Annotated in this window: 16 protein-coding genes and 1 other RNA gene; 12 read left to right on the top strand and 5 right to left on the bottom strand. The window is 63.3% G+C overall.

Annotated elements, in window-relative coordinates:
• The first annotated feature begins 120 nt into the window (after positions 1-120).
• Entirely contained in the window at positions 121-495 is a 375-nt protein-coding gene (locus ACZ9XP_RS06395) for a helix-turn-helix domain-containing protein (RefSeq protein WP_147688229.1), read from the top strand.
• On the top strand, positions 492-809 hold the full coding sequence (locus ACZ9XP_RS06390; protein WP_147688228.1) for a hypothetical protein: 318 nt from the start codon (positions 492-494) through the stop codon (positions 807-809). The genes ACZ9XP_RS06395 and ACZ9XP_RS06390 overlap by 4 nt, the downstream gene beginning before the upstream one ends.
• A 133-nt stretch (positions 810-942) precedes the next feature.
• Here the strand turns inward: ACZ9XP_RS06390 and ACZ9XP_RS06385 are convergent, their stop codons facing one another.
• The 3 genes from ACZ9XP_RS06385 to trxC form a co-directional block, all read right to left on the bottom strand.
• Complete coding sequence (locus ACZ9XP_RS06385; RefSeq protein ID WP_465188171.1) at positions 943-1,719, bottom strand: alpha/beta hydrolase; 777 nt, start codon at positions 1,717-1,719, stop codon at positions 943-945.
• 149 nt (positions 1,720-1,868) lie between these two features.
• Positions 1,869-3,689, bottom strand: coding sequence for an autotransporter family protein (locus ACZ9XP_RS06380; RefSeq protein ID WP_465188170.1), 1,821 nt, complete (start codon positions 3,687-3,689; stop codon positions 1,869-1,871).
• Between the two features lie 594 nt (positions 3,690-4,283).
• Complete coding sequence (trxC, locus tag ACZ9XP_RS06375; RefSeq protein WP_465188169.1) at positions 4,284-4,733, bottom strand: thioredoxin TrxC; 450 nt, start codon at positions 4,731-4,733, stop codon at positions 4,284-4,286.
• A 127-nt stretch (positions 4,734-4,860) separates the two neighbouring features.
• Between trxC and ACZ9XP_RS06370 the strand changes: the two genes are divergently transcribed.
• Entirely contained in the window at positions 4,861-5,514 is a 654-nt protein-coding gene (locus ACZ9XP_RS06370; protein ID WP_206211391.1) for a hypothetical protein, read from the top strand.
• Between the two features lie 270 nt (positions 5,515-5,784).
• Positions 5,785-6,213: a DUF3597 domain-containing protein gene (locus ACZ9XP_RS06365; RefSeq protein ID WP_438697771.1), complete on the top strand. Its 429-nt coding sequence runs from the start codon at positions 5,785-5,787 to the stop codon at positions 6,211-6,213.
• Positions 6,214-6,329: 116 nt separating this feature from the next.
• On the opposite strand, the gene ACZ9XP_RS06360 is transcribed toward ACZ9XP_RS06365, so the two are convergent.
• On the bottom strand, positions 6,330-6,734 hold the full coding sequence (locus ACZ9XP_RS06360) for a VOC family protein (protein ID WP_147688223.1): 405 nt from the start codon (positions 6,732-6,734) through the stop codon (positions 6,330-6,332).
• 176 nt (positions 6,735-6,910) lie between these two features.
• On the opposite strand from ACZ9XP_RS06360, the gene ACZ9XP_RS06355 reads away from it, so the two are divergent.
• Positions 6,911-8,635, top strand: a complete 1,725-nt coding sequence (locus tag ACZ9XP_RS06355; protein ID WP_465188168.1) for an autotransporter assembly complex protein TamA — start codon at positions 6,911-6,913, stop codon at positions 8,633-8,635.
• Entirely contained in the window at positions 8,632-12,444 is a 3,813-nt protein-coding gene (locus ACZ9XP_RS06350) for a translocation/assembly module TamB domain-containing protein (RefSeq protein ID WP_465188167.1), read from the top strand. The genes ACZ9XP_RS06355 and ACZ9XP_RS06350 overlap by 4 nt, the downstream gene beginning before the upstream one ends.
• Before the next feature lie 52 nt (positions 12,445-12,496).
• Here ACZ9XP_RS06350 and ACZ9XP_RS06345 read toward each other — a convergent pair whose 3' ends face one another.
• Positions 12,497-15,613: a bifunctional diguanylate cyclase/phosphodiesterase gene (locus ACZ9XP_RS06345; protein WP_465188166.1), complete on the bottom strand. Its 3,117-nt coding sequence runs from the start codon at positions 15,611-15,613 to the stop codon at positions 12,497-12,499.
• Positions 15,614-15,731: 118 nt separating this feature from the next.
• On the opposite strand from ACZ9XP_RS06345, the gene rnpB reads away from it, so the two are divergent.
• The 6 genes from rnpB (at position 15,732) to purD (ending at position 21,343) form a co-directional block, all read left to right on the top strand.
• Positions 15,732-16,100: RNase P RNA component class A (rnpB, locus tag ACZ9XP_RS06340), an RNA gene on the top strand.
• Positions 16,101-16,271: 171 nt separating this feature from the next.
• Positions 16,272-17,303, top strand: coding sequence for a tRNA dihydrouridine synthase DusB (gene dusB, locus ACZ9XP_RS06335; protein ID WP_147688219.1), 1,032 nt, complete (start codon positions 16,272-16,274; stop codon positions 17,301-17,303).
• 22 nt (positions 17,304-17,325) lie between these two features.
• Positions 17,326-17,562: a helix-turn-helix domain-containing protein gene (locus ACZ9XP_RS06330; RefSeq protein WP_017507566.1), complete on the top strand. Its 237-nt coding sequence runs from the start codon at positions 17,326-17,328 to the stop codon at positions 17,560-17,562.
• 257 nt (positions 17,563-17,819) lie between these two features.
• Positions 17,820-19,397, top strand: a complete 1,578-nt coding sequence (gene purH, locus ACZ9XP_RS06325) for a bifunctional phosphoribosylaminoimidazolecarboxamide formyltransferase/IMP cyclohydrolase (RefSeq protein ID WP_147688218.1) — start codon at positions 17,820-17,822, stop codon at positions 19,395-19,397.
• 82 nt (positions 19,398-19,479) lie between these two features.
• Positions 19,480-20,010, top strand: coding sequence for a lipid IV(A) palmitoyltransferase PagP (pagP, locus tag ACZ9XP_RS06320; protein ID WP_438697043.1), 531 nt, complete (start codon positions 19,480-19,482; stop codon positions 20,008-20,010).
• A 55-nt stretch (positions 20,011-20,065) separates the two neighbouring features.
• On the top strand, positions 20,066-21,343 hold the full coding sequence (gene purD, locus ACZ9XP_RS06315; protein WP_465188165.1) for a phosphoribosylamine--glycine ligase: 1,278 nt from the start codon (positions 20,066-20,068) through the stop codon (positions 21,341-21,343).
• The last annotated feature ends 177 nt before the right edge of the window (positions 21,344-21,520 follow it).

The raw sequence follows: 21,520 nt of genomic DNA, 5'->3' as shown, positions 1-21,520 counted from the left end.
TACTTTGAGGTTCACTTTTCATTAACTAGAAGAAACTTTTGGTGAATTTTAGGTTGAATTTGTGAAATTGAAGATGTATTATGCTGGGTATATATTCATACCAAGTATTGAAAGTTTTCGATGCTACCACTGCCCGACTCCAAGGATTTCCCGCGTGCACTCAAAGAGGCACGGCTTGCTAAAGGTTTGAGCCGAGCTGCTTTGGCCAAGCTTGCCGGCATTCATCCAGTTATGCCAAGGCGCTACGAAGAGCCAGAGTGTGGTGAGTTTGCCAGACCGTCGGCATCGACCTACCAAGCGTTATTGAGCGTCTTCACAGTTGAAGGCCAACCATCCGTGACGGATACATGTGTCGTTAGCCTGCAGGATGCTTCGATAGATGAAATCATCAGCGAGCTGAAGTCACGAGGCGCTACCGTTTCGTTACATTTCCCTGTCAATGGAGGGGATGCGGTGGACGCCCCGTTTCCTAATACTTCTGGAGTGAACAAATGATGAACGATCTGATTACTTTGCCTCACGATAATAACCGCCAGTTCGATGCCCGCTTGCTCGCTGGATTTATGATGTTTAACGGTATGGCGCACATTATCCAGGGGCAACAGCAGGTAATTATCTCGGAGCACAGCAAACCGAATTCGCTCGATTTTTTCATACGCCACCACTTTGCCGGACTGAAAGACACCGCCCAGGCAGTTAATGATGTGATGGAGCAGCTGGTGCGTACGGGCTATTTCGTAGAAGATGAAGCGTTACTTTGCCCGGATAGTGGCCGCTTGTGCAAAGGTCTTATACTGCTAAGAAAGTAAGCGGAACGGTATGACGAGGCACAGCTTGGCGGCGTGATGGCGGGCTGTTGCTGGCGTATCTGTAATAAACAAGGGCAAGCCCACGGGCTTGCCCTTGTTGCATACTGGCAAGCCGTACCGCTGCAGGTGTCTGTCAGGGCTGGCCGAGCACGCTATGGCGTGCCAGGCTGCGCCACAGCGCTGGCCATTGTTCGGCCCAGCAGCAGGTGTGATCAACGCCGGGAATCACCATGATGGATTGCTGCCTGGCGGGTGCCCGTTGGGCGAAGGCCCGGGCAATCTGTGCGGGCACAACCTCATCCTGCTGCCCCACCAGATGCCATTGCGGGGTGGCGTGCAGCGCGGCGGCGACGTCTCCCGGGTTCAGCGAGCCGTCCAGCGGGGTGAGGCTGTGGTGCGCCACCCATTGCTGTGTTTCCAGGTTACCGGCTACGGTGACCAAAGCGGCAATGTCCTGCCGGCGGCTAGCTACCAGCGTGGCGATGGCGCCGCCACCTGAGTAGCCCACCAGTATTAACTGTGTGGCACCGTAGCGTGTCTTGAGCTGGCTGATGGCCTGGTCGGTGGCATCGACCGTGTTGTTGGCAAAGCGGGCGTGGGTCCAGTATGGCATCTGGCACTGCGGGTCTGGCCTGGCCTGGTATTGGCATGGCCGCGCCAGATAGGCTGCCTGGCCCAGTGGCTGGGCCAGCGCCAGCTGCAGGGCGAGCGGGTTTAGCGGGGTAGGGTCGAACGAAGGCTGTGTGGCAGAGAGCCAGGCCAAGCCGTCGCCTTCTATGTAGATGCTGAGCGTCTGATATGTTCTGGCGGGGGGCGGCCCAAAGCCTTGCAGGGTAAACGTCGTGCTGGGCAGGGTGATGGCTTGCCAGCCTTTGGCCTTGGCCAGTTGCTGTGCGGTATCGGTGCGCATGGCCAGGTCCGGTAGGCTCTGGCAGGCTGCCAGGCCTGGCAGCAGCACGCAGGTCAAAAGGTGTTTCAGCGCAGAGCGAGCATTCATGAGCGGCAGGGTAAACGGCAATGGCCACAGCGCCTAGGGCTGTGGCCGGTTTGCCCGGGTGTTTAGAAAGACCAGCGTGCTTTGAGCGATGCCGTCTGGTTCAGGAAAGCCTCACGGTGTTCGGCATCATAACGCAGGGTAATTTCCGTCCCCTGGCTGGTGACGTGGGTGATACCCAGCCCGGCGCGCGCAGTCCACGGGTCCGGGTCCAGACCGTAGGTGGTAAAGGCCGCGCTACTGGCACCGGCAAAGCTGGCAGTAATGCTGGAGCGTTTGGCCATGGTGTTGTACCCCACGCCCAGGTTGGCCGCTACGCTGGTATGGTCATTCAGCTGATGGCTGAGTTTGCCATCCAGCCCCAGTACCAGCTCTTCACTGTCACGGCTGTCTACGTTCAGGTTCAGCAAGCCTGCGCCAGATTCCCGGTAGGCTTTATCCTTGATCCAGGTGTAATCCGCGCGCAGCGACGGGGTAAGGGTGGTTTTCGCGTTTAGCTGGTAGGCACGATCAAGACTGGCACCCAGGTGGCTGGTGTAGCTCTTGAAGCTGGATTCTGCCGTGGTACTGGTAAAGGCGATCCGGCGCTGGCCTTTATTACTGTTCTGCCCCACATCTGCCTGGAAGTTCAGGTCGGTATTGGCAGACAGGTTATAGCTGCCATAAGCCACCAGCTGGAACACATCCACATCGGCACTTTGCTTGGCGATCGACGAATTGCTGTCCACGCTGGCGTTGGCATAGGCCGAGGCGATACCCAGGCGGAGCTTGTCGTTCAGGCTGCCATCCACACCAAATGCCAAACCTGTGGTGGTGGATTTAAAGCCTGACACACCTTGCTGGTCGTGCTGTTTGGCCCAGGAGCCAAACGGTTTTACCCAGACATATTTGTCACCAAAGAAGTGCTCGCCAGAAGACAAGCCACGGCCGGATTCCAGGCGCGACTGGATGACCCGGTTAATGCCGGCCAGGGCATTGCCGGTGGCTGCCATGGAACCACCCGTGAGCAGGGGCAGTACTTGCGAAGCCGCGTCGGATACTGCTTTGTCACCAGACAGATTGGCATTGGTAAAGATGGCCAGCAGATTCGAGTTGGCATCGATCACGGCTGCCGCTCCAAATGCCGGGTTGTTTTTGGTGTTGTTGCTGGCTACCAGCACGCGCAAACCACTGCCCCCGCCCCCGCTGGCGATCTGGCCTTGTTGCGCCAGATAGGCGATCAGGTTTTTCACAAAGTCACCGATGCCCGGATAGCTGGGGTTATCCATAAAGCTGGATTGCAGGAAATTCACATCCAGCACCGAAATGACTGTGCCGGTTGGTGCGTTGGCCAAGGTACCTACCCCCCAGGCAACGGCTGCACAGTCGGTTGTGATGCAGGTGCCGGTACCGGCGGAGGGAAACACACCGCTGGCAGGAAATTTGACGCTGGTAGTTTGGTTGTTGAGGCGGAATGCATCATTGACGGTGGTTGCTGCCGTGCCGTTCTGAGTAACTGCACCGAGCGTCCCTCCGCCCAAGCTGGCGATGAACTCGACAATCGCGGCATTGCGTGTTGCACCAAAACCGGAATTTTCCCCCATCAGAAACAAGGTGCCGCCACCGTTCAGGTAGCTGGTGTAGGCGGTGCGCTGGTCGGTAGAGATGGGCTTGTTTGCCCCCAGGTCCCAAACCTGTCCGTAAGAGGACAGCCCAGTTGGCGTGTAGCTGGCGTAGTTGCTGCTGATATCGATAGTGGTCGGCGTATTACCTTGCGCAGTCTGTACCGTGGTCAGACCTGCAGCTTCGTTACCCGCAGCATGGTAATCGTAAATCAGTACATTGGCGGCCATCGCAGACAAGGGCAGGGCCAGAGAGCAGGCGAGAGCGATGTTTTTGAGTTTCATGCAGGTTCTCCAGGAGTGGCTCGTGTGTTGTTTTGTATTTCAGCCTAGAAAACGAATAGCTACATTTCAACATAATGTATAAAAACAAATATTTTGTTTAAACAAAAATTAATTCAATTCGTGCGGCATCACGCTATAGCACGATAGCGACGGGTCTTGCTGGCCGCTGGCCTGGCTGGGTAGGGCCGTGCCGGGCAGCTTCTGGAGGCATCTGTTTGTGGCCGGGTGGTGGGCGCTTTCTGCACGACTGGCAGTGCAAGCTTGCCGATGGCGGATTGCGGCGAAGGTCGCCATGCGCTGTGTGTGAAAGCGCGGGGCGCCGCCAAGAGGCGGCCAGAAGAGATGGGGCGGGTCGGTGTGTAGATACGGGCGCGGGCATTTCAGGCGGCTGCTACCGGCTGTTCATCAGCGTGACAAGCATCGCGGGCGCCGTGCGTTGCCACACGGTAGCGCGGCGCTGGACAGCCCGGCCAGACAAAGCAAGGTGGTATGGAAAAGAACGGTCCTGGTGCTTTACGCCATGCTTTAATCCCTATCGTCATTATCCTCGTGGTGCGGTAGACGACAGTGCTGCGGGTTTATCCAGGCGGCCAGCTATCGGGTTTGTCGCAGGCCGGCTAGCACCCAGCGCTGGATGTTGGCCGCATCCATCGCCCCGGCCTGGCGTTGTACTTCCCGGCCATTCACAAACAGGATCAGCGTGGGAATGCTGCGGATGTTGAAGCGCTGCCCCAGCGTGGTTTCCGTCTGGGTATCGATTTTGGCAAAGCGCACCTGGGGCATGGCGGCGGCGGCCTGGGCAAAGGCCGGGCCCATCATCTGGCAGGGGCCGCACCATGGCGCCCAGAAATCCACCACTACCGGTATGTCGTTGCGTGTGAGGTGGCGTTCGGCGTTGTCCACGTTCAGCGCTACTGGCTGGCCGTGCAGTAGCGGCTGGTGGCATTGGCCGCAGTTGGGGGCTTCGCCCAGGCGGGTGGCGGGCAGGCGGTTGATGGCGTGGCAATGCGGGCATACCAGGTGCAGGGCGGTGGTGGTGGTCATGGTGGTGCGCTCAAAACGGTCTGCCCTGCATATCGGTGCAGGCAGCACAGTTTCAAGTGTTGCAGAATGTGGGCCGCAGCGGTGCCAGTTTATTGGCATAATCCGGGGCTGATATAGGGAGACACAGATGAAAAAGTGGTTAGGCGCGGCCTTGCTGGTGTTGGCCGCCGCGGCGCAGGCGGGTGAGGTAGCCGGGCATTACTACCTGAGCGGCGTGCGTGAGGTGGGTTCGGAGTTGGTACTACGGCCGGATGGCGGCTTCCAGTGGATGATCAGCTACGGCGCGGTAGACCGTTTTGCCCAGGGGCGCTGGCAGCGCCAGGGTGACAAGGTGCAGCTGCGCACCAGCCAGCCAGAGGCGGAGCCGGCGTACCGCCTGTTCCGTGAAGACGAGTTGAACATACGCAAGCCCCCGGCAGCGGGCCGCTGGGTGGCCATTGTAGGCATGCCGAATGTCGGGCCGATGAGCGGGGTAGATGTGCACTTTGTTGGCCAAAGCGGCCAGACGCTACAGGCAGTTACCGACCGCAACGGCGATGCGCAAGTGGCCGCGCCTGCGGGCGACAGCTGGGTGCGGGTAGGGCTCCGCCGTGCTGGCAGCCAGGCCGCATTACAGTGGCTGGCGCTGCCGCCGGAGCGCAGTAGTGCGCGTATTGCGGCCTTTGCAGTAGATGACACGGCGTATGTGCTGCCACAGGCCTTTCGCCAGGCCAACCTGCGGGTGGAGGGTGAGACGCTGATCATGGAGCTGGAAGGGCAAGCGCTGCGCTATCAGCGTTGAGGTTGCCGGGGCTGACCGTTATTGCCACATCCAAGCCCAATGGCATAAAGCATGGCTTGTTGTGCGGTGGTGCCTGCCCTGGCAGCGTATACAGCGCATAGCTTGGCCAATTCGTTCTATGCATACGGTGTTCTATGGTGTTGTGGCTTGCTGCCATGCAGGGCATTGGTGATGCTGCACTGCGATGTGGCGCGCAGTGCGGGCCACAGGGGTCTGTCGGGCGATCTGCCCGTGCAGGCCAGGCTTTCTTCAACACCGGAAGGAAACACCATGAGCATTTTTGGCAAGATCATGTCCACACTGGGCATGGGCGATGACAAACCCGCCACCCCGGCCCCCGTTCCTGCGGCCAAACCAGCCGTTGCCCCCGCTCCGGCCGCCGCCGCCGTGGCCACCCCGGCTGCAGTGGTGGCCGCGCCACCGGTAACGGCCATTACCGTGATTGATGTGGTAGCGCAGCTGTCCAGCCGTGCCGCCAGCCATGCCGAGCCGCTGAACTGGCAAACGTCGATTGTGGATCTGCTCAAGTTGCTGGGGCTGGATAGCAGCCTGGCCGAGCGCAAGGCGCTGGCACAGGAGCTGGGCTGCCCAGCCGACAAGCTGGCCGACTCTGCACAGATGAACACCTGGCTGCACAAGACCGTGCTGCAGAAGCTGGCCGCCAACGGCGGCAATATTCCGGCCAAGCTGCTGGACTGATGCCGCATGGAGCAGGTACCCGGCGTGGCTTGATGCCCTGCCGGGCTTTGTTTTTTGCGCGGCCAACGTTTGCCTCGCTGTGGTGTACCAGGCGGGTGGCGGTACCGTCTGCCGGCTTACGCTGGTGTGGGTGGCGCAGTGTGCAGCTGTAGTAAGTCCCAGCGGTTGCCGTACAGGTCTTCAAACACGGCTACCGTACCGTAGTCTTCCGTGCGCGGTGTTTCGCAAAAATGGACCCCTGCGGCCAACATGCGCTGGTAGTCTTGCCAGAAATCGCGGCTTTCCAGAAACAGCCATACCCGCCCGCCCGCCTGGTTGCCGATAAAGCCGGCTTGCCCAGGGTTGGCCGCACGGGCCAGCAGCAGCGCACAGCTGCCGCCAGGCGGGGCCACCACCACCCAGCGCTTGTCGCCTTGCGGGGTATCTTCCAGCAGGCTAAAGCCCAGTTTGCTGGTAAACCAGGCAATGGCTTCATCGTAGTCGCGCACGATCAGCGCCACGCGTGACAGCAGGGTAGACATAGGGCTCCTTTGCCATGGTCTGGGGCTGTTAGGGAGTGGGGGCGCAGTTTATCGCCGAAAAGCTAATTGTAAATTATCGAAGATTGCCGATGCAGCAATATCGCCGCGCCAGTAGTTTTGTTTTAACTGTCATCTGCTCTAACATGGAGCGTCCTGCTCACCCCCCGTCTGTCATCATGCGTCGCGCCCTGCTATTGCTTGCCTTGAGTTCCCCGTCTGCCTGGTCCGCGCTGGACTATCAGGTAGAAATTGTTGCGCCTGACAGCCTGAAAACCCTGCTGCAAAACAATCTGGATTTAACACAACTGCGCGAGGACGAGGCGCTGCAGGAAAGCGACCTGCAGGCCATGATTGCCAGCACGCCGGACGAGGTCAAAAAACTGCTGGAAACCGAAGGCTACTTTGCAGCCAAGGTCACCGTGCAGCGCGAGGGTAATACCGTACGCGTGCAGCTGGACCCGGGCGAGCCGGTGCTGGTGTACGACGTGAACGTGACCCTGCAAGGGCCAGTGCGGCAGGAGCCAGACTACGGGCGCTTCATCAGTACCGCGCTGGCCGAGTGGGTGCTACCCATTGGCGGCCAGTTCCGCCAGGACGACTGGGACAGCAGCAAAAAAGGCGTATTGCGCCCGCTGCTGCTGGAGCGCTTCCCGCTGGCACAGATTACCAGCGCCCGCGCCGACATCGACCCCGCTAGGCACAGCGCCGAGCTGAACGTGGTGATAGAGAGCGGCCCGCGCATCAGCTACGGCCCCCTACAGATCCAGGGCGCGCAGCGTTACCCCGAGCAGGTGATACGCGGCCAGGCCAACTTTCGCGAAGGCGGCCCCTACAAGCAGGCCGACATTCTGGACTACCAAGCCAGCCTGGAGCGCGACAGCCACTACAGCAATGTGGTGGTGGCACCGTTGTGGGAAGCGCGGCAGGACGACCGCGTGCCGGTGCAGGTAAGCGTGACCGAAATGCAGCGGCAAAAGCTGGATACCGGCTTGAACTACAGCAGCGGCGATGGCGCCGGTGTACGCCTGGGCTACGAGCATTACAATATTTTCAAGCGCGGCTACACCGGCTCGGTGGTGTACGACTGGAAAAAAAGCCGTCAGCGGCTGGACCTGGGCCTGGGTTTCCCGCGCACCGCCAGCGGCTACTCGCACGCCATCAACCTGAGCCGCCGCCATACTGAAGCCGACAATACCGTGACCGATACCAACGAGGCGGGGGTGTTCCGCATCCGCCAGGTCGGCAATATCGAATCGCGGCTGGGGCTGGAATACCTGGTGGAAAAAGAGGTGTTGGCCAACACCCTTACCCGTGATAACCGCGCCATTATCGTGTCGTATGGCTGGACGCAACGCGCCATCGACAACGCCCTGCGCCCCGGGCGCGGCTACATGATTGAAGCGCAAGCGGCCACCACGGTAGGCAATGTGGCCAGCGATACCCGCTTTAACCGCGCCTACCTGCGGCTGTCCAACTACTGGACGCCCGCCTTCCTGACCCGCAGCACCCTGGTCACCCGGGTAGAAGCCGGCCAGGTCTGGGCGCAGGACAGCACCGAAGTACCCGCCTCGCGCCTGTTCAAGGCCGGTGGTGTGAACAGCGTGCGCGGTTACAACTACCAGAGCCTGGGCGTGGACGATAGCAATGGCACCATCAGCGGCGGGCGTGTGATGGCCACCGCCAGCGTGGAATACCAGTACGCGGTCACGCGCGACTGGCGTGCCGCCCTGTTTTACGACGCTGGCGATGCGGCCAACAGCTGGCAGGACGTGCGCGTGGCCAAAGGCTGGGGGGCCGGTGCGCGCTGGCTTACCCCCATTGCGCCTTTGGCCTTTGATATCGCCCGTGGCGAGCGCGACCACCGCTGGCGCTGGAACCTGAACCTGGGATTGGCATTTTGAACCCGCAACACCCCACCCCCGATACCCCGCCAGAAGACACCATGCCGGCGCTGCCGCGCCGCCGCCAGCTGGGGCGGCTGTTCTGGCTGCTGTGTTTGTTGCCGCTGTTGCTGCTGGGCGCCAGCGGCTGGTGGTTTACCGCCACGCCGGCCGGCTTTGCCACGCTCTGGCGCTGGGCTGGCCAGCTGAGCGCCGGCCAGCTGCAGGTTGGCCGCGTACAGGGCACGCTGTGGCAGGGCTTTACCCTGCAAGACCTGTGTTGGACAACACCTGACAGCCAGCTGGCCATCAGCCGGCTAGCCCTGGACTGGCAGCCGCAGGCGCTATGGCAGCGCCAGCTGCATATCCGCCAGCTGGCGCTGGGTACGGTCAGCTGGCAAAGCCGCCCCGACCCGCAGCCCAAGCCGGCACAGCCGCCCACCGACCTGAGCCTGCCGCTGGCCATCCGGCTGGATAGCCTGAGCCTGGCGCAGCTGCAGCTACCGGCACAAAAGCTGCAGCTGCACGGCCTGCAGGCCAGCTACCGCTACCAGGGCGCGCAGCACCAGCTGCAGCTCGCGCAGCTGGGGAGCCCTTGGGGCGCGCTGGGCGGCCAGCTGGCATTGGGCGACGCCTCCCCCTTTGCGCTGCAGGGCAAGGTACATTACCAGGGCCGGCTGGAAGGCGTGGCCACACAAGGCCAGCTGGGCATGAGCGGCAGCCTGCTGCTGCCGCAGCTGCAGGGCGAGGTGACCGCACGCGGCCTGCTGATCGCGCTGAACGGCAAGCTGGCACCGTTCGACGTGACCCCGCTGCGCCGCCTGCGCCAGCTGGACCTGCGCGTCGGCGGCATTAACCCGCAAGCCTTCCAGCCCGCCTGGCCGCAGGCCGCGCTGGCGCTGTCGGTACAGCTGACCCCGCAGGATGCCGACACCGTGGCCGGTGGCCTCAGTCTGGTAAACAGCCAGCCGGGCGCTCTCTCGGCCAAGCGCCTGCCGCTGTCGCTGCTGTGGGGCGATTTCCGTATCCATAAAGACACCTTGCAGCTGCCCGGCCTGACCGCGCAGCTGGCCGGTGGCCAGGCCACGCTGCGCGGCCAGGCCAGTGCCACAGCACTGGCACTGCAGCTAGGCCTGAGCGCGCTGGACAGCCAGGCCGTAGATAGCAGCCTGCCGGCGCACAAGGTCTCCGGTACGGTAGGGATCAGCGGCAGCCCGCCGCTCCCCGCTCTGGCCCTGAAGCTGGCCAGCGGCAAGCTGGCGGTGGAAAGCCGCGTTGCGCTGGCCGACAAGCCGCGCCGCGTCAAGCTGGACGACCTGCTGCTGCGCACCGGGGTAGGCCGTTTCCAGGGTAAGGGGCAGTACCTGATTGACGACAAGGCGCTGGGTTTTGACGGCCGCTTTGTCAGCTTCGACCCCGGCCTGCTGGATACCCGCCTGCCGCGTGGCAATATCAATGGCCAGTTGCTGGCCACCGCCCGCCTGGCCAACCGGCCGCAGGGCGATGTGTCGCTGAAGTTTGCCCCCAGCCAGCTAGGTGGTGCCGCGCTGGGCGGCCAGCTGGCCCTGACATGGCAAGCGCAGCGTGTCAGCGCGGTGAACGCCGACCTGAGCCTGGGCCGCAACCGCCTGCAGGCACAAGGCGCTTACGGCGCGGCAGGCGACACGCTGAAGCTGCAGTTGGCCGCACCCGACCTCAGCCCGCTCGGCCCCGCCTTTGCCGGCGAGCTGAACGCCCAGCTGGCGCTGGCCGGCACCCCGGCGCGCCCGGATATCAGCGCCCAGCTGCAGGCCAGCCGCCTGGCGCTGCCTGGCGGCGTGCAGCTGGCCAGCCTGACGGCAGAAGGCCGCAGCGGTACCGCCGAGGACAGCCCCTTCCGCCTGATGCTGCAAGGGCGCGGCCTGCAAGCCGCTGGCCAGCGGCTGGACGACCTCACCCTGAACACGAACGGCGTACGCGCTGCGCACCAGCTTAGCCTGGCCGTGCGCGGCCAGCTGCAAGGCAAGCCGCAAACGCTGAACCTGGCCCTGCAAGGCGGGCTGGACACCCATACCCTGCGCTGGCGCGGCACGCTGACCAGCTTGCAGGCCGACGGTGCCGTGCCACTGCGGCTGGCTGCCCCGGCCGCGCTACAGCTGGCGCAAGACAGCGTGACACTGGCGCCTAGCCGCTGGCAGGCACTGGGTAGCAGCTGGCAGCTGGGCGAAACCGGCTGGCAGCAGGCGGCTGGCTGGCGCAGCCAGGGCCAGGTCAATGCGCTGGCGCTGTCCGCGCTTGCCCCGTGGTGGACGCCGCCCGTGCCACAAGACCTGGTACTGGCCGGGCAGTGGTCGCTGGCGGGGCAGCACGGCCTGCCGCAGGGCAAGATTGCGCTGCAGCGCCTCAGCGGCGACCTGACCCTGCCGGCGCAGGGCGGCCACCCGGCGCAAAACTTGGGCCTGAACCGTGCCACGCTGCAGCTGGGCCTGGGCGAAAACGCCCCCTTCAGCCTGCAGCTGGACACGCGCTTTGGCCGCGTGGCGGGCGAGGGGGCCATCAACCTGCCGGCAGGCAGCACCGGCCTGGACAGCGCCAGCATCAACGGCCGCCTGAATGCCGCCGTGCCCGCGCTGGCGGTACTGCAAAGCCGCATGCCCGCCGGTACCGAGCTGGATGGCAGCCTGGCGGCAAACCTGACGCTGAGCGGCTCGCTCCTGGCGCCGCAGCTGGGCGGTACGCTGAGCGGTCAGGGCCTGCGCTTTATCGAGCGGCGCAACGGCATTCGCCTGGAGCACGGCGTGCTGGCGGCGCGGCTATTGGGGCGCAGCCTGCAGATCGACACCCTGCAGTTCGGCAAAGACGGCGAGATCGGCGCCAATGGCCAGCTCTCGCTGGATGGCGATATCCCGTTGGCCGCGGTGACGCTGACGCTGAAACGCTTTGCCGTGCTGGACCGCCCTGGGCGGCGCCTGCTGGTATCGGGTAGCAGCAAGATCAGCATCGAGCAGGGCCGTGCCATGGTGCGCGGCAACTTTACCGTCGACCATGGCCGCTTCGACCTGCCCAAGCTGGGTGGCCCCAAGCTGTCGTCCGATGTGTACGTGGCAGGACGCACGGTAGATGAGGGGGGCAAGACCCTGCCACTGGGGCTGGATCTCACCGTGACATTGTCGGACGACGTGCGCTTTGCCGGTAATGGCCTGGATGCCTGGCTGGGCGGCGACATCCGCCTGCTGGCCCAGCCTGGCGGCCAGCTGCAGGCGCGCGGGCAGATCCGCGTGGACAAGGGCCGTTTCAAGGCCTACGGCCAGGACCTGGACATCAACCGGGGCGTGGTGAGCTTTACCGGCCCGCTGGATAACCCGTCGCTGGATATCCGCGCCAAGCGCCGCATGTCGCAGGTGGGCGCCGGGGTGGAAATTACCGGCTCGGTACTGACGCCCACGGTGAAGCTGGTGGCCGACGAAGCCATGTCGGAAAAAGACAAGCTGTCCTGGCTGATCCTGAACCGCGCCGCCACCAGTGACGAGCGCGACAGCGATATTGCCGGCGCCTCGGCCGGCGGCCTGCTGGCGGGAATGGTCAATGACAAAGTCGGGCTGTTCGACGATGTGGGTGTGCAGTCGCGGGCGGAAACCACCAGCGCCAGCGGCACGGTGAGCCCGGCCGAGCAGGTGGTGGTGCTGGGCAAGCAGCTCACCCGCGAGCTGTATGTGGGCTACGAGTACGGCCTGCGCAGCGCCGAGCAAGCCATCCGCCTGAACTACCAGCTGTCGCAGAAGCTGTCGCTGGTGGGGCGCCTGGGGTACGAGGTGTCGTCGGAGCTGCGCTATACGCTGCGCTTTGACTAGCAGCCTCCAGCGCTACCGGGCGATACCAGGCCGGTAGCGCTATCAGACTGCATTAGGGCGCAGGGTTGGCCGCCACCAGTGCGGCGGCGGCGTCCAGCGCTAGCGGCCGGCCGGTCAGGTAGCCCTGTACCGCCTCGCAGCCTAGCCGCGCCAGTGCGGCCAACTCTTCTTCGGTTTCCACCCCCTCGGCCAGTGCTTCCATCTTCAGGCTCTTGGCCAGCGTGATGATGGCCAGCACGATGGCGGCGTTGTCGTGGCGGTTTTGCAGGTCGGTGACAAAACAGCGGTCGATTTTGACCGTATCCGGCGCAAAGTCTTTCAGGTAGGCCAGGCTGGAATAGCCGGTGCCGAAATCATCCACTGCCAGCCGTACGCCCAGTGCTTTCAGGCCGTCCAGCGCCGTTTTTACCGTGCCGGTGCGCTCCAGCAGCGCGCTTTCGGTCACTTCGATTTCCAGCTGCGCCGGCGCCAGGCCGGTATCGCGCAGGGTGCTGGCTACCAGCTCGGCAAAGCCCGGCTGCAGCAGCTGCCGCGGCGAGACGTTTACCGCTATGGTCAGTGGCGTGTCCTGCTGCGGCCAGGCGGCGGCCAGCTGGCACGCCTGCTGCAGCACCCAGCTGCCGATTTCCACGATCAGGCCGGATTCTTCTGCCACCGGGATGAACTCGGCTGGCGAGGTGGCCACGCCGTTGGCGTCGGTCCAGCGCAGCAGGGCCTCGAAGCCGGACAGGCGGCGGTCTTCCACCCAGAACTTGGGTTGCAGCATCAGGTGCAGCTCCTGGCGCGCCAGCGCGCCGCGCAGACGGTTTTCCAGCAGCAGGCGCTGGCGCACCTCGGCGGTCATGCGTTCGGTAAAGAAGCGGTAGTTGTTGCGGCCCTGCGCTTTGGCTTCGTACATGGCCATGTCGGCATTTTTCAGCAGTAGCTGGGCGTCCTTGCCGTCATCCGGGCTGATGGACATGCCGATGCTGGCGGTAATCACCAGCTGGTGGCCATCCAGCACAAAGGGCTGGCGCAGGGTGTCCAGTACGCGCTCGGCGATCAGCGCGGCCTGGGCGTTGTCGGCCAGCTCGGGCAGGATCATCACGAACTCGTCGCCGCCGGTGCGGCCAACGGTGTCCATTTCGCGTACCACGGTGCGGGTGCGCCGGGCGACCTCTTGCAGCAGGGTGTCGCCGGTGGCGTGGCCCAGGGTGTCGTTGATGTTCTTGAAACGGTCCAGGTCCATGAACAGCACGGCCACCTTGTGGCGGCTGCGCTCGGCCACGCGCAGCGATTGCTGCAGGCGGTCCATCAGCAACAGGCGGTTGGGCAGGTCGGTCAGGTAATCGTATTCGGCCAGGTGCTGCACCCGCGCTTCGGCTTCTTTGCGCTCGCTGATGTCGGAAAACAGCGCGATATAGTTGGTGAGCGTGCCGTGGCTATCGCGCAGGGCGTTGATACTGAGCCATTCGGGGTAGATTTCGCCCGTTTTGCGGCGGTTCCAGATCTCGCCCGCCCACTGGCCGCGCGCGGCCAGGTGGTTCCACAGGTCGTGGAAGAAGTCGGCATCGTGCTTGCCCGAGCTCAGCAGGGCAGGGGTCTGCCCCAGCGCTTCGGCCTCGCTATAGCCGGTGATGGCGGTAAAGGCCTGGTTCACGGCCACGATGCGGCTGGCGGGGTCGGTAATCACGATGGCTTCGGTGCTGGCTTCAAACACCTTGGACGCCAGGCGCAGTTCGCGCTCCTGTTCGATGCGGGTACCGATATCGCGGGCCGTGGCGCAGCGGTATTGCTCGCCCTGGTAGTCCACGGTGCTGAGTTTGACTTCCAGCGTCACCGGCCCGTGGCAGCACATCAGCTGTAGTTCCACGCTGTCGCCGTCTGGCAGGGCGCTGGCAAACAGTTGCTGCAGGGTGTCCTCGTGGCAGCCGTCAAAGCACTCGCGCGCGCGCTGGTTGCGGTAGGCCACCTGCCCGTGGGCGTCGCGCAGCACGATGATGTCGGCGGCGCTGTCGCTCATGTAGCGGGTCAGCTCGATTTCGCGGGCGTTTTGTTCCAGTGCGTTTTGCCGGCTCTCAATCTGCTGGCGGTAGCCGTCGGCCAGCTGGCCCATCCAGCGCGAGAAAGACAGCGAAAACAGCACCGCCAGCAGCAGGGCTGCCAGAAAGATACCCAGCGTGGCCAGCACGCGGGCCTGGGTCTGCTCGCCCAGGCGCTGCTGCAGCTTGCCATCGTCCCCCAGCAGCATGCTGGTGGGGGTCACGGCAATCACGCGCCAGCCCCAGGCGGCCATGCGGCCAACGTAAGCGGTGTATGGCACGCCTTGCAGGCTAAAGTCGATAAAGCTGCCCAGCGGCGCCTGTTGCAGGCGTTGCTGCAGGTGGGCACCCAGTGCAGCATTGCCCGGCAGGAAGCCTTGCAGCTGCTGGCCCTGCTGGTCCAGCACGATAAAGCCGCCGCGCTGGCCGGTGCGCATTTGCGCCAGCAGCGCCAGGCCCTGCTTTTGCAGGTCCATGGCCACATTGTCTACGTATTCGCCGCCCCCGATCAGCCAGCCCAGCGGTGCGAAGCGCCGCGCGTAGGACACTTTTTCTGCCATTTGCTGTTCGCCGGGGCGGTACCAGCGGTAGCTGGCAAAGCCGGCGCCCTCGGCATTTTGCGTGGCGGCGATCAGGCTGCGCATGATGTACGTGCCGGCGTCGTCGCGGTTGTTCAGCAGCGAGCTGCCTTCCAGCGCCGGGTTAGTGGGCAGCAGGATGCAATCGCCCTGCAGGGTATCGATAAAGAAGTAACCACGGCCGTGGAAGTAGCGCAGCGGGCGCAGCGCTTCGACGATTTCGCGCCGCGCGCGGTGCTCGGGCTGGCCGGAGTGGGCATGGGTCTGGTGCAGCGCGGTGGCCAGGGCGTGGGCCTGGTCGACTTGTTCCCGGATACGCTGGCGCAGCAGGGTCTGTGTCTGCTTGTGCAGCGTGTCCAGCGTGATGATGGCGTCGTCACCCCAGGTACGCAAAAAGGTGTGGCCGTGCTGCAGCGTTTGCTGCTGCACGGCTTGGCGGTTGCTCTGGTAGTCCTGCCATTGCTGGTAGAAAAAGTAGCTGGCCAGCAAGACCACGACGGTAATTACCAGGCTCAGCATGCCCGCCAGCTGCAGGCGGGCAAGGCGGGTCTGGTCGGGCAAAAGTGACACGGCAATACCTGGGACGGATAGGTGGGAGGCTGCATTATAAAAATGCCGGCAAGCCAGGTATTGATATTTGTCAGTGCGTGCGGCGTTATGCCAGTGTTTGCGGTACAATCCGCGCCGGGAAGTTGGACAGACAGTCGCCGCGTGCTTGCACGGGGAGGAAAGTCCGGGCTCCGCAGGGCAGGATGCTGGCTAACGGCCAGGCGCCGAGAGGCGACGGAAAGTGGAACAGAGAGCTGAACCGCCGATGGCCGCAGTGACCCGCAAGGGTAGCTGCAGCACAGGCAAGGGTGAAAAGGTGCGGTAAGAGCGCACCGCGGACGCAGCAATGCGCACGGCAGGCTAAACCCCATCCGGAGCAAGACCAAATAGGGGTACATTGGCGTGGCCCGCGCTGTACCCGGGTAGGTTGCTTGAGCTTGTCGGTAACGGCAAGACTAGAGGAATGACTGTCCAACGACAAAACCCGGCTTATCGGCCAACTTCCCACCCCCCATTTCACCCGCCCGCCACACCGTGGTGCGGCCCCGCCCTTTGCACCGCAGACGGGCATTTCTTTCTGCTATTGTCATTGCTCAAAAAATAGGCAAAAAGCTTTTTACCCGCCGCGTAAAAGGCAGTACAATGGCGACCCTTTTCACCCCATGTCCTTCTTTTTGCGATGCAAATCGGCCCTTACGTTCTGAAAAACCGTCTGATCGTCGCCCCCATGGCGGGCGTGACAGACCGGCCGTTCCGCATGCTGTGCAAAAAGCTGGGCGCGGGCATGGCGGTATCGGAAATGATTACCGCCAACAAGGCCCTGTGGACCACGCCCAAGACGCTGCGCCGCGCCAACCATGAAGGCGAAGTCGAGCCCATCGTGGTGCAGATCGCCGGTGGCGACGCGCAGATGCTGGCCGACGCCGCCCGCCTGAACGTGGAACACGGCGCGCAGATCATCGATATCAATATGGGCTGCCCTGCCAAGAAGGTGTGCAATGTGGCCGCCGGTAGTGCGCTGCTGCGCGACCTGGACAACGTTGGCCGCATTCTGGAAGCCGTGGTCAAGGCGGTGGATGTACCGGTAACACTGAAAACCCGCACCGGCTGGAGCCAGGACGTGAAAACCGCGCTGCAGGTAGCACGCATGGCCGAGGATGCCGGCATTGCTGCCCTGGCCCTGCACGGGCGCACCCGTGAAGACATGTATCGTGGCGCCGCCGAGTACGACACCATTGCCGCGGTAAAACAGGCCGTGCGCATGCCGGTGATCGCCAATGGCGATATCGACAGCCCGCAAAAGGCCAAATACGTACTGGATTACACCGCGGCCGACGCCATCATGATTGGCCGCGCAGCGCAGGGGCGGCCGTGGATCTTTCGCGAAATCCAGCATTACCTGGACACCGGCGAGCTGTTGCCGCCGCCGCGTATCGCCGAGATCAGCGCCATCATGCAGGCGCACCTGGCCGAGCTGTACGACTTTTACGGCGAATACAGCGGCAGCCGTATCGCCCGCAAGCATATTGCCTGGTACACCAAGGGGCTGCGCGGTAGCAACGAATTCCGCCAGGCCATGTACCAGCTGGAAACCACGGCCGAGCAGCAGCACGCCGTAGCGCACTATTTTGATAGCCTGGCCCGGCATTCGGACCGGCTGCAATACGTAGCAGACAGTAGCACCAGCGCCGAAGCCGACGCGCTGGCATAACCACCAAGACAACAATAACATCATGCAAAACAACGACGATATTTCCCTGAGCGTGCGCCTGGCCATGGAGCAGTATTTCCGCGATCTGGACGGCGAAGCGCCCGCAGCCATTTACGATATGGTGCTGGCGTGTGTTGAAAAACCGCTTCTGGAAGTCGTGCTGAACCACACCCAGGGTAACCAGACGCGGGCAGCCGAACTGCTTGGGCTGAACCGCAATACCCTGCGCAAGAAGATGAAGGCCTACGACCTGATCTGACAGCCAAGCCACCCGTGCAAGCGGGTGGCTTTTGTTTTGCCTGAAGCCAGCCGCCCGGTGCGGCAGGCGCTATAAAACCATGTGGCAGCGCCGTGGCGCTGCCGAAAACTCCCCTGCAAGGCAGGGGCGGGGGACGGGATCATTCAGCCAGGCCGTCGCGGCCCGCGCAGGCACACGCCAGCGCAGCAGCACGGCCAGTATTTATCACGGCAAGGCAGTCGCCTGGCCACTGTTTTTTAGACTAGCGGTAGAGAACCATGACCAAGATCGAACGTGCGCTGATCAGCGTTTCCGACAAAACCGGTGTACTGGAGTTTGCCCGTGCCCTGGCGGGTTTCGGTGTAGAAATCCTGTCCACAGGCGGTACTTCCAAACTGCTGCGCGATGCCGGCGTGCCGGTAATTGACGTATCCGACTACACCGGCTTCCCGGAAATGCTCGATGGCCGTGTGAAAACCCTGCACCCGAAAGTACACGGCGGCATTCTGGGCCGTCGCGACCTGCCGGAACACGTGGCCACCATGCAAGAACACGGCATCGGCAACATCGACCTGGTGTGCGTGAACCTCTACCCGTTTGAAGCCACCATCGCCAAGGCCGACTGCCCGCTGGAAGACGCCATCGAGAACATCGATATCGGCGGCCCTACCATGGTGCGCTCCGCCGCCAAGAACTGGCAGCACGTGGCCATCGTCACCGACGCTGAAGACTACAGCGCGCTGGTGGCCGAAATGCAGGCCAACGCCGGCCAGCTGTCCAAGCTCACCCGCCTGAGCCTGTGCAAGAAAGCCTTTACCCACACCGCTGCCTACGATGGCGCCATCTCCAACTACCTGACCAGCCTGGCTGAAGGCGTAGACGCCGGCGTGCCGGACCGCGCCGCCTTCCCGAACCGCCTGAACGTGCAGTTCGTGAAAGTGCAGGACATGCGCTACGGCGAAAACCCGCACCAGTCCGCCGCGTTCTACCGCGACCTGGACCCGGCTGCCGGTACCATCGCCGGCTACCGCCAGCTGCAGGGTAAAGAGCTGTCGTACAACAATATCGCCGACGCCGACGCGGCTTGGGAAGCGGTGAAAACCTTCGACGCCCCGGCCTGTGTCATCGTGAAGCACGCCAACCCGTGCGGCGTGGCCATTGCTGCCGACACCCTGACCGCCTACCGTCTGGCGTTTGCTACCGATACCACCAGCGCCTTTGGCGGCATCATCGCCTTCAACCGCCCGGTGGATGCCGAAACCGTGGAAGCCGTGACCGGCCAGTTCCTGGAAGTGCTGATGGCCCCGTCGTTTACCGACGAAGCCAAAGCCATCATCGCCGCCAAGAAAAACGTGCGCGTGCTGGAAGTGCCGCTGCACGACGGCGCCAACCGCTTCGAGCTGAAGCGCGTGGGCGGCGGTGTGCTGGTGCAAACCCCGGACATCCGCAACGTGGGCCTGGACGAGCTGCGCGTGGTGACCAAGCGTGCCCCGACCGAACAGGAAATGGCCGACCTGCTGTTTGCCTGGCGCGTGGCCAAGTACGTGAAGTCCAACGCCATCGTGTTCTGCAAAAACGGCCAGACCGCCGGTATCGGCGCCGGCCAGATGAGCCGCGTGGACTCCACCCGCATCGCCGCCCGCAAGGCGCAAGATGCCGGCCTGGCCCTGCACGGTGCCGTGGCCTCCAGCGATGCCTTCTTCCCGTTCCGCGACGGTATCGACGTGATCGCCGAGCAAGGCATCAAGGCCATCATCCAGCCGGGTGGCTCTATGCGTGACGACGAGGTATTTGCCGCTGCCGACGAGCACGGCATTGCCATGGTGCTCACCGGCGTACGTCACTTCCGCCATTAAGCTTTTCTGCCGCAAGGTTGGCCGCGCTGTCCTTGCGGCCAACCTTGTAGAGGCAGTAGTTTTGATAAAAAACAGTTTTGTATTGAGCAGCCTGCTGCTGGTGGCAGCATCAGCACAGGCGCTGGAATGCGGTAGCAGTGACAGCTGGCTGGACAAAGGCTGTCGCCGCAGCACCCAGGTGCTGAACGAAGGCGAAACCGACGTGTACGCCACCGGCTACGCCTATCATCTGCGCAGCATGTATAGCGCCGAGAAGATCAAATCGTTCAACGAGCGCGCCTGGGGCGGCGGCGTGGGCAAAAGCCTGTACGACGAAGACGGCGACTGGCATGGCGTGTACGCCATGGCGTTTCTGGACTCGCACAAAGACGTAGAGCCCACTGCCGGCTACGCCTATCAGAAAATGGTGCCCGTGGCGGGCGAGTGGAAAGTAGGTGGCGGTTTTACCGCCTTCCTCACCAGCCGCACCGACACCCTGAAAGGCCTGCCGGTACCGGTGGTGCTGCCGCTGGCGTCCTTGCAGTACCGCAAGAGTGCGCTGATGGCGTCATTCATGCCGGGGCCCAAAGGTAACGGTAATGTGTTTTTCCTGTTTGGCCGCATTCACTATTAACCCTGCGCGCTGCCACCGGCAGCCGCACGACTACCCCCATGTTTGAGGAAAGCAGATGAAAATCCTGGTAATCGGCTCTGGTGGCCGCGAACACGCACTGGCCTGGCGCATTGCCCAATCCCGCCGCGTGTCCAAAGTGTATGTGGCGCCGGGTAATGCGGGTACCGAGCTGGACCCGAATCTGACCAATGTGGCCATTACCGCCATCCCCGAGCTGGTGGCGTTTGCCCGTGACGAAAAAATCGAGCTGACGGTAGTCGGCCCTGAAGCCCCGCTGGCAGCCGGCGTGGTAGACGCCTTCCGCGCCGCCGGCCTGAAAATCTTCGGCCCCACGCAGTACGCCGCGCAGCTGGAAAGCTCCAAGGACTTTGCCAAAGCCTTCATGCAGCGCCACGGCATTCCTACCGCCGGCTACGAAACTTTCAGCGACGCTGCTGCCGCGCACGACTACGTTGGCCGCAAGGGCGCGCCGATCGTGATCAAGGCCGACGGCCTGGCTGCCGGCAAGGGCGTGGTGGTGGCGATGACGCTGGACGAAGCACACGCTGCCATTGACGACATGCTGGTGGGCAACAAGATGGGCGACGCGGGTGCCCGCGTGGTGATCGAAGACTTCCTGCAGGGCGAGGAAGCCAGCTTCATCGTGATGGTAGACGGTGAGCACGTGCTGGCCATGGCCACCAGCCAGGACCACAAACGCCTGCTGGACGGCGATATGGGCCCCAACACCGGCGGCATGGGCGCCTACAGCCCGGCACCGGTCGTTACCCCGGAAATCCACGCCCGCGTGATGCGCGAAATCATCATGCCGACCGTACGCGGCATGAAAGCCGACGGCCACACCTACACCGGCTTCCTGTACGCCGGCCTGATGATCGACGCCGACGGCAACCCGTTCACCATCGAGTTCAACTGCCGCTTTGGCGACCCGGAAACCCAGCCCATCATGGCGCGCCTGAAGTCCGACTTCACCGTGCTGCTGGAGGCCGGCGTCAATGGCAAGCTGGACACGGTAGAAGCCGACTGGGACCGCCGCGTGGCACTGGGCGTGGTCCTGGCCGCCGATGGCTACCCGGAAGCGCCGCGCAAGGGCGACCTGATCAGCGGTATCCCCGCGCACACCGACGACACCATGACCTTCCACGCCGGCAGCACCTTCACTGCCGACAAGCAGCTGGTCACCAACGGTGGCCGCGTACTGTGCGTGGTAGGCCTGGGTGACAACGTGAAGATGGCCCAGCAAAAAGCCTACGCCGTGGCCGACCAGATCGAGTTTGCCGGCAAGCAGCTGCGCCGCGATATCGGTGGCAAGGCGCTGAACCGCGCCAAGTAAGCATCGCCAGCCACACCGCCAACGGCACCGCAAGGTGCCGTTTTTTTATGGCTGCAGAACAGCGCGCGTGTTTTATCAGACCGGTTTTTACCGTGCAGCTCCCTGTGGCACGCTGACAGTACCGCCACGTAGCAGCACAAGAAAAGCCGCAACTTGCGCTGCCGCCAGGGCAGAAGC

Source organism: Vogesella perlucida, from assembly GCF_979366545.1.
Note: the sequence above shows the minus strand (reverse complement) of the source record. Positions and strands in the feature narration are given on the sequence as shown.

Coding starts and splice junctions, on each gene's coding strand:
- ACZ9XP_RS06395 (WP_147688229.1), top strand. CDS start 121: ATGCTACCACTGCCCGACTCCAAGGATTTCCCGCGTGCACTCAAAGAG.
- ACZ9XP_RS06390 (WP_147688228.1), top strand. CDS start 492: ATGATGAACGATCTGATTACTTTGCCTCACGATAATAACCGCCAGTTC.
- ACZ9XP_RS06385 (WP_465188171.1), bottom strand. CDS start 1,719: ATGCGCACCGATACCGCACAGCAACTGGCCAAGGCCAAAGGCTGGCAA.
- ACZ9XP_RS06380 (WP_465188170.1), bottom strand. CDS start 3,689: ATGAAACTCAAAAACATCGCTCTCGCCTGCTCTCTGGCCCTGCCCTTG.
- trxC (WP_465188169.1), bottom strand. CDS start 4,733: ATGACCACCACCACCGCCCTGCACCTGGTATGCCCGCATTGCCACGCC.
- ACZ9XP_RS06370 (WP_206211391.1), top strand. CDS start 4,861: ATGAAAAAGTGGTTAGGCGCGGCCTTGCTGGTGTTGGCCGCCGCGGCG.
- ACZ9XP_RS06365 (WP_438697771.1), top strand. CDS start 5,785: ATGAGCATTTTTGGCAAGATCATGTCCACACTGGGCATGGGCGATGAC.
- ACZ9XP_RS06360 (WP_147688223.1), bottom strand. CDS start 6,734: ATGTCTACCCTGCTGTCACGCGTGGCGCTGATCGTGCGCGACTACGAT.
- ACZ9XP_RS06355 (WP_465188168.1), top strand. CDS start 6,911: ATGCGTCGCGCCCTGCTATTGCTTGCCTTGAGTTCCCCGTCTGCCTGG.
- dusB (WP_147688219.1), top strand. CDS start 16,272: ATGCAAATCGGCCCTTACGTTCTGAAAAACCGTCTGATCGTCGCCCCC.
- ACZ9XP_RS06330 (WP_017507566.1), top strand. CDS start 17,326: ATGCAAAACAACGACGATATTTCCCTGAGCGTGCGCCTGGCCATGGAG.
- purH (WP_147688218.1), top strand. CDS start 17,820: ATGACCAAGATCGAACGTGCGCTGATCAGCGTTTCCGACAAAACCGGT.
- purD (WP_465188165.1), top strand. CDS start 20,066: ATGAAAATCCTGGTAATCGGCTCTGGTGGCCGCGAACACGCACTGGCC.